This window comes from Paenibacillus sp. M-152 (assembly GCF_003856555.1).
Taxonomy (GTDB): domain Bacteria; phylum Bacillota; class Bacilli; order Paenibacillales; family Paenibacillaceae; genus Paenibacillus; species Paenibacillus polymyxa_C.
The window spans coordinates 85,181-98,125 of the sequence record NZ_CP034141.1; the positions used below are offsets into that span (position 1 = coordinate 85,181).

Consider the following 12,945-nt stretch of genomic DNA (forward strand, 5'->3'; position numbering starts at 1 on the left):
ATTTTGCATATATAAAGGAAATAATTTTTGATTAACTACTATCTGTATGCCCTAACTTCGCATGTTTCTGTTTAAGACAGCGCACAATAACCGTTGCAGTCCAAATTCATTATCTAAGGAGGCACAACCGTATGGGTGAAAAGACTGAGTTCGTACCCGGGGATAAGGTCCCAAACGACGGCGTATATATGGAGGTTGGAGAAAAAAGCTTTCATACTGAAATCCAAAACCCGCAGCAAATAACGTTGGAAAGAGGCGATTCTTTTCCGAAGACCACCAATCATAATCGCAAGTGGAAGAAAAAAACGAAAGCTCGCGTCCACTAATGTATATTTCTTCGGAATCCTGGCCATATTATGATTAGGCGATACAACAGAGAGGTGTGGTTCCGTTGGACAACGTAGCCTTACAAACTGTTAGGAGATCCATTCCGGGCATTAGAAGCGTTAGGTTTGTGTAAAAGGACACTGTCTTTTCAACACGGTATTGCTAGTCAGTACACCGAGTTTCATGATGTGATTGGACAGATCGTATCCTGTTAAAAATGTATCGCCTACGATGGAGGACCTTTGTGGTCCTCCTTTGTTGCATTATCGGACTTTTTGCATATACTGGTAAAATGCAGATTAATTCAGCTCCTTCTGCTAGAATATATCCAAGTACAAAGACCTACTATTTACGGAGGTTTAAAGATGAGCTATTCTCGTATATTAAAGTGGATATCAGGTATATTCGAATTGGTGCTGGCTGTACCGATTGTGGGAGGAGCTATTGTCATGGGGACTGGCTACTCAGCTTTAGGGTTTATGCTTGTCCTGCATGCAGTAACACTTATCCTGTCGTTACGCAATCAGGAAGCGATCTACGGTTCTGTCTGGGGAGTAATCACTTCCTTGCTAGCCTGGATTCCTTTTGTAGGCTGGGCACTCCATTTGATTGCAGCCATCCTTCTGATGATCTCTGGCTCAAAGAGAACCAAACGCTATCATTACCCGCCTAATCAGCTATAACAAAAGAAAGCTCCTGACAGCAATTATTTCAAATGCTGTTAGGAGCTTTCTTTTGCTCTAACGCCTTATTCATTCACCAAAAGATTCTTAATCATTTTTTCGATATCGTTACATTCATTTTTAGTAATCTGATTTATTTATTGCCATAAAACAAAAAATCCCCTACGTCAGCAGACGTAAGAGATTGATTTAGTTCATAAAGTTAGTGGCGGAAAGAGTGGGATTCGAACCCACGCACGCCTTGCGACGCCTAACTGATTTCGAGTCAGCCCCCTTGGACCTCTTGGGTACCTTTCCGCAGCAAGGATAATTATATCATCATTGCTTTCATGACGCAAGCTGATTTCTTGTTCACCATGATCCACTTTCTCTGCTCAAATGGTTTCCGAATTCTGCTCGTCACCACTGGACTTTGAGCGCAGCACTTTTTTCATATTCTTTTCGAACTTGGCACGCGGAATCAGCACACTATGCTGGCATCCGACACATTTGATTCGAATATCCATCCCCATCCGGATGATTTCCATCTCGTTCGTTCCACACGGATGAGGCTTCTTCATCTGCACAATATCCCCTAGTTCAAACGACTTACGCTCCACCCTTCTCTCCCCCTTTTCTTCCTGGCTCATCTTCTTTTTCAAGGGTGATCGCCGTTTCCAGTGCGGCCTGACGATGTTCCTCGTCCTCCAGAGCCCTCTTGATATTATTCTGAATATCACGCTCTACCAAGGCCCCTGTGTTCGGCATACATTCCGCCACAACACGTACGATATACTCTGATGTAGTCATGGACTGAACGCCTAACACATCCGGCATATTAAGTATCTGCGCATTGGACTCTTCAATGCCTTGGATCGCCTGTTTTACCAAGCTGACGGCTTCCTCCAGACTACGCTCCGCCTTCATTGGCACATCTACCACCGCCAACGCGTTGGACATGGAGAAGTTCGTTACTGTCGTAATGGAGCCGTTCGGTAAAATGTACACCTCACCTTTCCAGCTCACCAGCCTGGTTGTACGCAGCCCAATCATTTCTACCGTCCCCTTGAAAGTTCCCGTCTGAATGACGTCTCCTACGGCAAATTGATCCTCAAATATAATAAAGAATCCGGTAATTACATCCTTAACCAAGCTCTGTGCCCCAAAACCTACAGCCAACCCAAGCACTCCAGCTCCAGCAATCAGAGGGCCTAGATTTATACCCATTTGCGATAGCACCAGCATAATTAAGATGAAATTGAATACAATATTTGTTACATTTTTTAGCAGTTCCCCAACAGTCGTTAACCGTCTGGTATTCAATCGGAATCTGCCGTTATCTCCCTTTTGCTCCATCGACTTATCTATAATTTTATTAATAACTCGAATAAAGATACGTGTAATGATGAAAATAATTACAATTTTCAAAATCACAAACAAAAAGGTCGACCACATCGCACTATCTGTAAGCCATTTCCATACAGCATCCTTCCAATGAATCGCACCTTGCACTACGTCATCCGTGTCTAAATTACCGGCCAACCAATGTATAAAGGTCATGCTGTACTCCTCCTCAAACCAGGGAACTACTCTTTCTATTTCCCACATTCTATTTCCTATCTATATAAGCATATCTCCCGACTTCAAACAAATGGCTATGAATAATCTACTTTTCCCAAGTATAAAAGCACAAGTTTATCCATATACTAGCTACTATCTTGAGAATAATTGTTACCCGCAGGCCAAGTATATTCTTAAAGGTAGGCGAGCATAACCTGCACACTCCATTACAGGACGAAAGGAAGATTCCATGACTTATCCATCTGACTTCATTCCGGGGCAAGAACCCCTAAGCTTAAAAATATCACACACCGATCCCGGGATCCAATCAGCCATCATCCATCGTTTGCTGTTCCATCTGCATCAGGCGCGGAGTCTACAAAATATCGTCATCATTTGCATCGGCACCGACCGTTCTACTGGAGATTGCCTTGGCCCGCTTGTGGGTACCCATTTGTCCCGCTACAAAAGCCCCCTATTTAATCTGTATGGAACATTAGATGAGCCTGTACATGCTATGAACCTGCAAACGACGCTGAACGGCATACATGACCGATACGAACAGCCTTATATCATTGGCATAGACGCATGTCTTGGACAAACCTCCAGTGTTGGATGCATTCAGGTTGCAGAGGGTCCTCTCAAGCCTGGAGCAGGTGTAAATAAAGAATTACCGCCGGTCGGCGATATCCATTTGACTGGTATCGTTAACGTCGGCGGCTTCATGGAATACTTCGTGTTACAAAATACGAGACTAAATTTGGTCATGAAATTATCAGATATCATAGCTAGTAGCTTATACTCCGCAATTAGGGAGTGGCATTACCGGTCTGTCCTACTTGCTGCGCAAGAGTAATAGCTTCTTTCTCTTCAGGTGATAAGGAATAAGCGGATTGTCCCGCTTCCAGAGGCTTGGCATACACATATGAGCCATCCCGGTTATAAATACCGGTCAATACTATTCCGTCCTGATTATCGTCTACAATAGCCAGAGAAAAGCTTAAATCGCTCCCTCTCTCACCAAAGGCATTATAGCGTTTGATGCCTATATGTCCCTTCAAGCCAGTCAGTTTGCTGCGTAGTGATTTCATACTTGCACGGTGGGCTTCCTGCTCGTCTTCAATCGTATCCATCTGTACCTTTAAATCAATCAGCAGCGTTTCCAAATTCTCAACCCCGCTGCCTGCCATCATGGTTTCATACTTTCGCCGCATCTTCTTCAGCTTTGATCCCTGTACAATAATAACAATCAACAGGATAAGCAAAATAAGCACGATCCCTGCAACAATTCCAGCAAGCTGCTCCATGATTAGTCCATTCAATTCAGCCATATGTTTGTTTCTACCCCTCTACCTCAAAAATCATGTTACTGCTTTGCTTACCTTTTATTTTAAACGTTTGAGAACAGCGAGACAAATAACACAAGGCTATTAGTTTATCCATCAAAACCATTCTGATTCCTGCAATTCCAGACAAAGCAAAGACATATCTCACTTTCCATTTCACTCAAGGAGACATGTCCATATTTTTACGGACTACTGTAATAGCTCCAGTAATCTTTCCAAATCCTGCTGGCTGTAATAATTCAATTCGATTTTGCCTTTATCTTTATTGTGCTTGATCTTCACAGTTGTTTTAAAACGCTCGCGTAGGGACTCTTCCATATGGTCAATATAGGGGTCCTTTTTTCGTACCTTTGCTTTAGCTTTTGTTTCTCCAGGCTTATGATCCAACTGCTGTACGGCTTCCTCGAGTTCACGAACACTCCACTGTTGCTCAATGCATTGCGAGGCTAGTTGTTTCACCATGTCTGGATCTTTGAGCCCAACAATTGCTCTAGCATGCCCCATAGACAATGTTCCACGTGAAACATGATCTTTAACCTCCTCAGGCAATGCGAGCAAGCGAAGGAAATTGGCAATGTGTGAACGTGATTTTCCCACTTTCATGGACAACTCTTCCTGAGTTAAGGAGAATTGATCCATTAACCCCTGATAAGCTACTGCTACTTCCATTGCATTTAAGTTTTCACGCTGCAAATTCTCAATCAAGGCAATCTCCATTACCTGCTGATCTGTAAAATTGCGAACAACCACAGGTATGGTCGGATTCCCACAAAATTGAGATGCCCGAAACCGCCTTTCCCCGGCTATAATCTCATATCCTCTCAAGACACTACGCGCAATAATGGGTTGGATAACACCGTGCTGACGAATGGATTCCGCTAATTCCTTAATAGACTCCTCATCAAACGTTTTCCGAGGCTGGTATGGGTTCGCCCGCAACTGGCTGAGCGGAATGTCAACAACCTTATCCTCTTCACTGACTGTAAGGGAGGGAATAAGTGCATCCAGTCCCTTTCCCAACCGTTTACTCATAAGATACCACTTCCTTTGCCAACTCAATATATACCTCTGCCCCACGAGAACGGGGATCATACGTAATAATGGACTGGCCATGTGATGGTGCTTCGCTGAGTCTCACGTTGCGTGGAATAATCGTCTGATAAACTTTGCTTTGAAAGTACTTTTTCACTTCTTCAATGACCTGAATGCCCAAGTTTGTGCGAGCGTCAAACATGGTTAGCAACACACCCTCAATTTGCAAAGAGGTATTTAAATGTTTTTGTACTAATCGCACGGTATTCAACAATTGGCTTAATCCTTCCAGAGCGTAATATTCACACTGGATCGGAATAATGACTGAATCGGAAGCCGTCAAGGAATTGAGCGTCAAAATACCCAGCGATGGAGGGCAATCTATTAATATATAATCATAATTATGCTTGACGAGCTGAAGTGATCTTTTTAATCTCAATTCGCGAGAAATAGTTGGTACCAGTTCGATTTCAGCACCTGCTAATTGAATGGTTGCCGGGATAATATCCAATCCCTCGACCTGTGTACTGATAATCGCCTCGCTAGGGTCAACCTCGTTAATGAGTACATCATAAATACAATTTGCCACATCCGCCTTATTGATACCCACACCGCTGGTTGTATTACCTTGCGGGTCGATATCCACGAGCAATACCCTTTTGCCGAGGGAAGCAAGTCCGGCGCCCAAATTCACGGAAGTAGTCGTTTTGCCTACTCCGCCCTTTTGATTGGCTACGGCTATTATTTTTGACACTTCATTCACCTCATAATTTAATCGGAATCCTGCTACGTTCCATGATTGCAAAAGCTCTATGAAGACGTTACTTAGTCCTTAACTTACGGATAACGGCAATTTTCAAAATAGAATACGAGTATGCTGCGGTTTTATGTTGGCGTTAGACAGAAAAAGCGGCAATTGCTGCCGCTGTACGCTTCATCCCTTACTTACGTTTGGGAATTTGAATGACAATCTCATAGTGATCCTCATGATCAGATTCCTTTGTTTTGATATCCAACCCTGAGCCAGACACCATATCAATGGATTGACGAATCGTATTCAGCGCAAGCCGGACATCCTTAGTAAAGGAAATCCGCTTTGATTTCTTAATCGTGGATACTTGTTTATAAAAGGCAACTCGTGCCTCTGTCTGCTTCACATTGAGTTCCTTAGCAATTACTTCATCTAAAACCTTGTACTGTAATTCTTCGGTCTCTAACGACAATAATGCACGGGCGTGACGCTCGGACACCTTCCGTTCCATTAGGGCCTCTTTCACTCTCTCCGGCAAATGAAGCAGCCGTATTTTATTAGCAATAGTGGATTGGCTTTTGCCAAGTCGCTGAGCGAGGCTTTCCTGGGTAAGTTGATGCAGGTCAATCAGCTTTTGATAAGCTACAGCCTCTTCAATCGCAGTTAGACCCTCACGCTGAAGATTCTCAATCAACGCGATGGATGCAGCTTGTGAATCATTAAACTCACGAACAATGGCTGGAATCGTCTCCATACCCAGCTTGGTGACAGCTCTCCAACGACGTTCCCCTGCTATAATTTCATATTGTCCATTACGGAAACGAACGACAATCGGTTGAATTACACCATGCGTCTTAATAGTCTGGCATAGCTCATCAATCTTCTCGTCGTCAAATATGGTGCGGGGCTGATAAGGACTGCTGACAATATCCCGAACTGGAATTTGTTTTATTTCGTCCCCATTGGATCGCTCCGTCAAACCAAATAGCTTGGAAAATTGTTCTTTCATTCCGTATAATACCACCTAATTTCATAATAGCACCATACAAACAGCGCTTCGTGAAAAACAGTTCCTTACGGGGATTGTAGACCCTTCTATATGAAACAGCGCCGTAAGCGGGTACACTCCACGTACTCCCCTGACATTTGTTGTCCCACTCCCCTATATGTATATCTGAAATCATGAGTACGGGAAGCAGCCAACTTACACTAAAACGATTATCTCTATTCTATCACTTTTCCAGTCATAATCCTATCGTCTCTACCAGCTTTTCGAAAGGATAAAAGAATAAAATTATGTAGAGGGTATTACGCAAGGAGTCTTCTTAAGCAAAGATCTATAAACCATAAAAAAAGTGAATGTTTCACGTGAAACATTCACTTTCTTTCAAACATTTACACTAACGGAGCCTTCAAAGGAGTACCTGGCTTACGCGGGTATTTCCGTGGTGTAGCTGCTCTTTTTTCAATAATAATCATATGTCTAGCTGCATCCTCAACAGGTAGCTGGAAGGCCTGAACATGCTTAATTCTCCCCTTCAGCTCTTTCAAACTGTAGGAAGCTTCCTTGATTTCTTCGGTTGGATCGCTACCCTTCATCGCTGCAAAGTGCCCTCCTTCACGGACAAAAGGCAGACAAAATTCATTTAGTACCGCGAGACGGGCAACGGCTCGGGCTGTGACCAGATCATAGCTATCACGATATCCTGCTTTGCGCCCCAATTCCTCTGCCCTGCTGTGAATCAGTTCGACATTTTCCAGTCCCAACTGCTCTACAACATGCGCTAAGAATTGTATGCGTTTGTTCAATGAGTCTACAATGGTCAATTGAATATGTGGAAAACATATTTTCAAAGGGATACCAGGAAAACCTGCGCCTGACCCAATGTCAGCCAGGCTCTCCACATCATTTAACGGAACATAAAAGGCAAGTGAAACAGAATCGTAAAAATGCTTGGTGTACACCGCTTCTCGCTCAGTAATACCCGTCAGGTTCATTTTTTCATTCCATTCAACCAGCACACGGTAATATGTTTCAAACTGCTCTAACTGACTGTCATTAATCACAATGCTATGCTCTGCCAGCCGCTGCTTGAACTGCTGTTGTATCGCGTCCATTAAGATCCCCTCGCTGCCGTTACACGGTTATAGTGCTCCAAATAAACCAGCAAAATGGAAATATCCGCAGGAGTTACACCGGAGATACGGGATGCCTGACCAATGGACATCGGACGAATCTTCTCAAGTTTCTGCTTGGCTTCAATGGCCAAGCCTTGAACTTCATTGTATGCGATATCCTCTGGAAGCTTCTTCTTCTCCATCTTTTGCAGGCGTTCTACATGCATCAACTGCTTTTCAATGTAGCCCGCATACTTAATTTGGATCTCCACCTGTTCTTGCTCTTCCTCAGTAAGGGCTACAGGTGAAGGTGAAATTTGTGCCACTTGTGCATAGCTAATCTCAGGTCGACGCAGTACCGTTAACAAATTACTGCCGTCCTGTATCGGTGCAGATCCACCTTGCTCCAGCATCTCATTTACATCAACTGGACGAACTTTAGCTAAACGCAAACGCTCAATTTCTTGCTCTACCTTTTGTTTTTTATCCAAAAAGCGCTCGTATCGTTCATCTGTAATCAGGCCAATATCATGCCCGATCGGAGTCAATCGCAGATCCGCGTTATCATGCCGCAGCAACAGACGGTATTCTGCACGGGAGGTCAGCAAGCGATATGGCTCATTTGTACCCTTCGTCACTAGATCGTCGATCAGAACCCCAATATAACCTTGAGAACGATCCAGGACGACGGGCTCTTTGCCCTGCACCTTGCGAGCTGCATTAATCCCAGCCATAATTCCTTGACCCGCAGCTTCTTCATAACCGGATGTCCCGTTAATCTGACCTGCTGTGAACAAGCCAGGTACTTTTTTCGTTTCCAAAGTAGGCCACAACTGAGTAGGTACCATCGCATCATATTCAATAGCGTAACCATTACGCATCATTTCTACCTTTTCCATCCCTGGAATGGTACGCAGTACTGCTAATTGCACATCTTCTGGCAAGCTTGTCGACAAGCCTTGAACATAGTATTCAGATGTGTTTTTACCCTCAGGCTCCAAAAAGATTTGGTGCTTCGGCTTATCACTGAAACGCACCACTTTATCTTCAATAGATGGGCAATAACGTGGTCCCGTTCCTTCAATCAGACCCGAGAACATCGGTGCACGATGCAAATTATCATTAATAATCTGATGTGTTTCCACTGAAGTATACGTCAGCCAGCAAGGAAGCTGCTCATTATCCGAGGACTTCGTTTCATAGGAGAAGAACTTCGGCTGATCATCGCCTGGCTGTATTTCTGTTTTACTAAAATCAATTGTATCCTTATGCACACGTGGTGGTGTTCCTGTCTTAAACCGAACTAGATCAAAACCAAGCTCTCTCAAATGTTCAGAAAGTCTCAACGAAGGCTGCTGATTGTTCGGACCACTCTCATACATCAGCTCACCCATAATGATTTTCCCGCGCAGATAGGTGCCAGTAGTCAGGACAACTGCTTTACTACGATACTCTGTGCCCGTCTTCGTAATTACACCTACGCATTTACCGTCTTCTATAATCAGTTCTTCAACCATACCTTGGCGTAAGGTCAGATTCGGTTCCTTCTCCATCGTTTCCTTCATCGCATGCTGATAAGAAAACTTGTCTGCTTGCGCACGCAAGGCATGCACGGCAGGACCCTTACCAGTATTTAACATTCTCATTTGGATAAATGTCTTGTCGATATTCCGACCCATTTCGCCGCCCAATGCATCAATTTCCCGTACTACATGACCCTTTGCGGGACCACCAATAGACGGGTTGCAGGGCATGAATGCGACCATATCCAGGTTAATTGTGATCATCAATGTACGACAGCCCATCCGTGCTGCTGCCAAGGCGGATTCTACGCCCGCATGGCCCGCACCGACGATAATCACATCATAGTCGCCTCCTTGATATCCCATACCTCTCTTACCTCCTTATACATTCGAGTCTTCACCCAATATGTTCTTGTGTATCTATAACGATAGCAGGCTTAAAACAGCCATGCTTGAATGTTCTACTTACCCAGACAGAATTGTGAAAATATTTGATCTATTAACGCATCATGCGCAGTATCGCCTACAATCTCACCCAACTGCTCCCATGCCAGCCTTACATCAATCTGGATCATATCAATCGGAACTAATTGATCAGCGGCTTCATAGGCATCTACCAATGATTGGCGCGCTTTCTTCAGCAAAGCAATATGCCGTACATTGCTGACATACGTCATATCCGCTGATTCCAGCTTGCCGCTAAAGAATAAATTCGATATAGCCTGCTCCAGCCGATCTGCTCCCTCATTTTCCTTCACAGACATCGGCACAATAAGCTCTTCAGGAACATAGCGCAGCAACAAATCCCGGTCTATTTGGGCCGGTAAGTCCATTTTATTCATAATAACAATCGCTTGTCTACCGCGGATTTGTTCCATTAATGCCATTTCATCCTCGTGCAGTGGTTCGTTGGCATTAATGACGATGAGCAACAGATCCGCTTCACTCACTGCCGTTCTCGAACGCTCTACCCCGATCCGTTCCACGACGTCCATCGTTTCGCGGATTCCAGCTGTATCCAGCAACTTGAGCGGAATATTATTAATCGTCACATACTCCTCAATAACGTCACGGGTCGTACCCGGAATATCGGTCACAATCGCTCGTTCGCCCTGAGCCAATGTGTTTAGCAGTGACGATTTGCCTACATTCGGCCTTCCGACAATCGCTGTAGTCAGCCCTTCACGCAAAATTTTCCCCTGCTCCGCTGTATGCAACAGCCGATCAATTTCCGCCATGACCTGGCTGCTTTTATCCTTGATTAACTCAGACGTAAAGGATTCTACATCATGCTCAGGGTAATCAATATTTACTTCGATATGAGCAAGTGTCTCGACCAAAACATGACGCAAACGACGAATATTCTGGGACAGTTGCCCATCCACCTGCTTCAAAGCCATCGAAAAGGCTTTATCCGATTTGGAGCGAATTAAGTCAATGACGCCCTCCGCTTGACTCAGATCAATACGACCATTCAAAAAAGCACGTTTCGTAAATTCACCTGGCTCAGCCAGTCGTATATTTTGCAGCAGTAACAAATCCATCACTCGTTTAACGGCTACCACCCCGCCATGAGTGCTGATCTCTACCACATCTTCTGTTGTAAAAGAGCGTGGTGCCCGCATCACTGTAACTAAAACTTCCTCCACCTTCTCTTGGCTTTGAGGATCTATAATATGTCCATAGTGTACCGTGTGCGTCGGAACCTTACTTAAGGGCGTTTTACTACGGAACAAAGCCTCCACTTCCGTGACCGCTTCTGGACCGCTGACCCGCACAACTGCAATGCCGCCCTCGCCGACAGCCGTTGCAATGGCAGCTATGGTATCGCTCAGCATATCGTTTCTACCTCCTATCAAGTATAAACGGCATTGCCGCCCTTCATTAAGGACGGCACCCGTTCAGTGTGAAATATAAGAAAAAAAGCAATGGCTTCTGCAGCTTGCAGAGAGCCATTGCGTCGGATTATTTCTTGGCAATGACAACGCGCCGATTAGGCTCGTCCCCCTTGCTGTATGTTCTAACCAGCGCATGCTGCTGGAGCTTGGCGTGAATCAGCTTCCGCTCCTGGGACGGCATTGGCTCCAGTACCACTTCCTTGCCATAGCGAACAGCTTGGTTCGCTAATCGTTCCGCCAAATCCTCCAGCGTTTTCCGCCGACGTGCACGAAATTGCTCGGCATCCAGCACAATTCGGATAAATTTATCAGAATGACGGTTAGCAACAATATTCGTCAGGTACTGCAAGGCATCTAATGTCTGTCCTCTGCGGCCAATTAGCATACCGAGCGATGGACCGGAGATATCCAGAGTACTTTCATCCTTGCGATGACGGACATCGACTTCGACGTCCAGTCCCATGCCTGCAGCAGTTTCACGGATGAAACGCACCGCCTCTTCATAAGGATCTATATGTCCCCTGGATGCTTCCATGTTCCTCTGCGCTTCCTGCGCAACAGACCCAGCTTGTGATACAGCCTGTCCCACGTCAGAAGGTGCTTCAGCCGATACATGAGGTTCAGCCGTGTGTGTGGTTTCAGGAGACGGCTCAGAAAGCAGCGTAAGCTCCACCTTCGCCTTTTTGACCCCTAGCCACCCCAGGAATCCTTTTGACGGCTGTTCCAACACGTTTACGGTTACCCGTTCACGGCTTACTCCCAGCTGGGAGAGTCCTTGTCTTACAGCATCTTCAACGGTTTTTCCTGATGTCACGACTTTGGTCATCTCGACTTTTTAGCCCCCTTCGTGTTTTTACCACTTTTTTTCTTACCATTAGAGGAACCTGTTTTCGTGAGACTGGCTGTTTTCACATTAGCCAATGCTGCGTCCTTATCATTATTCCGATAAAGGAAATAGTTTTGAACAATCGTGTAAATATTACTGAAGAACCAGTACAACGGCAAAGCAGACGGGAAGTTATACGACATGAATAGAATCAGCACCGGATAGACATACAGCAAAAATTGCATTGGTCCTTGCTGCGGTGTCGGATTCATTTTCATCATCATCCAAGTTTGGATAAAAGTCGTAATCGCTGCTAGAATCGGCAGGATAAAGAAGTGATCCGGTTTACCTAACTGGAGCCACAAAAAGTCATGATCCCGCAATGCCGAGTTATAATAAATGGCATTATAAAGCGCGATAAAAATGGGCATCTGTACTAACAAAGGCAGACAGCCCGCCATTGGGTTAACCTTGTTTTCTTGAAACAATTTCATCGTTTCTTGCTGGACTCGCTCAGGTGTATCCTTGTATTTCGCTTGAATTTCTTTTAATTGCGGCTGAATAGCCTGCATTGCTCTGGAACTGCGTACTTGCTTGAGTGTAAGCGGCAAAATAATAGTACGCACGATGATCACCAGAATCAGTACGGCCAGGCCATATTCTCCAGAGAACCATTGGGCAAATGTATCCAGCGCATACGAAAACCAGTAAACGACATATCTTTGCCACCAAGATCCATTGGCCAAGTCTGCCGTCGTGTAAGAATTGTGAGCCGCCTGGGTACATCCAGACAGCACAGCAACAAGTGCCAATAAGGCAATCAGGAGGAACCATTTTCCCCGTTGAGTCTTCAAACGCGACACTTCATAACCCCTTTCTTAACCAATCCATTCCAACGTAAA

At 44.9% G+C, this 12,945-nt stretch carries 14 protein-coding genes and 1 tRNA gene; 3 read left to right on the forward strand and 12 right to left on the reverse strand.

Annotation, left to right across the window (positions count from 1 at the left end; translation table 11 throughout):
• Nucleotides 1–131: 131 nt before the first annotated feature.
• Together EGM68_RS00395 and EGM68_RS00400 are read left to right on the forward strand one after the other, a co-directional pair.
• Nucleotides 132–326: a YjzC family protein gene (locus EGM68_RS00395; RefSeq protein WP_013373906.1), complete on the forward strand. Its 195-nt coding sequence runs from the start codon at nt 132–134 to the stop codon at nt 324–326.
• A gap of 366 nt (nt 327–692) precedes the next feature.
• Nucleotides 693–1,010 (forward strand): hypothetical protein, encoded by a 318-nt coding sequence (locus EGM68_RS00400; protein ID WP_013373907.1) that lies wholly within the window; start codon nt 693–695, stop codon nt 1,008–1,010.
• A gap of 206 nt (nt 1,011–1,216) precedes the next feature.
• Here EGM68_RS00400 and EGM68_RS00405 read toward each other — a convergent pair.
• The 3 genes from EGM68_RS00405 to EGM68_RS00415 all read right to left on the reverse strand — a co-directional run bounded on the left by EGM68_RS00405 (nt 1,217) and on the right by EGM68_RS00415 (nt 2,549).
• A tRNA-Ser gene (locus EGM68_RS00405) sits at nt 1,217–1,307 on the reverse strand.
• A 77-nt stretch (nt 1,308–1,384) separates the two neighbouring features.
• Nucleotides 1,385–1,609 carry a DUF951 domain-containing protein gene (locus EGM68_RS00410; RefSeq protein WP_013373909.1) on the reverse strand — a complete coding sequence of 75 codons (225 nt, stop codon included), beginning with the start codon at nt 1,607–1,609 and terminating at the stop codon, nt 1,385–1,387.
• The gene (locus EGM68_RS00415) at nt 1,599–2,549 is read right to left on the reverse strand and encodes a mechanosensitive ion channel family protein (protein ID WP_013373910.1); all 951 of its coding nucleotides are present in this window, start codon (nt 2,547–2,549) and stop codon (nt 1,599–1,601) included. Before EGM68_RS00415 ends, EGM68_RS00410 begins: the two co-directional genes overlap by 11 nt.
• 250 nt (nt 2,550–2,799) lie before the next feature.
• Between EGM68_RS00415 and yyaC the strand changes: the two genes are divergently transcribed.
• Entirely contained in the window at nt 2,800–3,405 is a 606-nt protein-coding gene (gene yyaC / locus EGM68_RS00420; protein WP_080771881.1) for a spore protease YyaC, read from the forward strand.
• Here the strand turns inward: yyaC and EGM68_RS00425 are convergent.
• The 9 genes from EGM68_RS00425 to EGM68_RS00465 form a co-directional block, all read right to left on the reverse strand.
• Complete coding sequence (locus EGM68_RS00425; RefSeq protein WP_040102457.1) at nt 3,359–3,880, reverse strand: DUF4446 family protein; 522 nt, start codon at nt 3,878–3,880, stop codon at nt 3,359–3,361. The two genes, yyaC and EGM68_RS00425, sit on opposite strands and share 47 nt — an antisense overlap.
• Before the next feature lie 204 nt (nt 3,881–4,084).
• Entirely contained in the window at nt 4,085–4,927 is an 843-nt protein-coding gene (locus EGM68_RS00430) for a ParB/RepB/Spo0J family partition protein (RefSeq protein WP_040102456.1), read from the reverse strand.
• Nucleotides 4,920–5,681: a ParA family protein gene (locus tag EGM68_RS00435; RefSeq protein ID WP_013373915.1), complete on the reverse strand. Its 762-nt coding sequence runs from the start codon at nt 5,679–5,681 to the stop codon at nt 4,920–4,922. Before EGM68_RS00435 ends, EGM68_RS00430 begins: the two co-directional genes overlap by 8 nt.
• A 187-nt stretch (nt 5,682–5,868) precedes the next feature.
• On the reverse strand, nt 5,869–6,687 hold the full coding sequence (noc, locus tag EGM68_RS00440; RefSeq protein ID WP_013373916.1) for a nucleoid occlusion protein: 819 nt from the start codon (nt 6,685–6,687) through the stop codon (nt 5,869–5,871).
• 386 nt (nt 6,688–7,073) lie between these two features.
• Entirely contained in the window at nt 7,074–7,796 is a 723-nt protein-coding gene (gene rsmG / locus EGM68_RS00445; protein ID WP_040102455.1) for a 16S rRNA (guanine(527)-N(7))-methyltransferase RsmG, read from the reverse strand.
• Nucleotides 7,796–9,685 carry a tRNA uridine-5-carboxymethylaminomethyl(34) synthesis enzyme MnmG gene (gene mnmG, locus EGM68_RS00450; protein ID WP_013373918.1) on the reverse strand — a complete coding sequence of 630 codons (1,890 nt, stop codon included), beginning with the start codon at nt 9,683–9,685 and terminating at the stop codon, nt 7,796–7,798. The genes rsmG and mnmG overlap by 1 nt, the downstream gene beginning before the upstream one ends.
• 95 nt (nt 9,686–9,780) lie before the next feature.
• Nucleotides 9,781–11,157, reverse strand: coding sequence for a tRNA uridine-5-carboxymethylaminomethyl(34) synthesis GTPase MnmE (gene mnmE, locus EGM68_RS00455; protein WP_013373919.1), 1,377 nt, complete (start codon nt 11,155–11,157; stop codon nt 9,781–9,783).
• Between the two features lie 127 nt (nt 11,158–11,284).
• Nucleotides 11,285–12,043 (reverse strand): RNA-binding cell elongation regulator Jag/EloR, encoded by a 759-nt coding sequence (jag, locus tag EGM68_RS00460; RefSeq protein WP_129548490.1) that lies wholly within the window; start codon nt 12,041–12,043, stop codon nt 11,285–11,287.
• Nucleotides 12,040–12,906 carry a YidC/Oxa1 family membrane protein insertase gene (locus tag EGM68_RS00465; protein ID WP_129548491.1) on the reverse strand — a complete coding sequence of 289 codons (867 nt, stop codon included), beginning with the start codon at nt 12,904–12,906 and terminating at the stop codon, nt 12,040–12,042. Before EGM68_RS00465 ends, jag begins: the two co-directional genes overlap by 4 nt.
• Between the last annotated feature and the right edge of the window lie 39 nt (nt 12,907–12,945).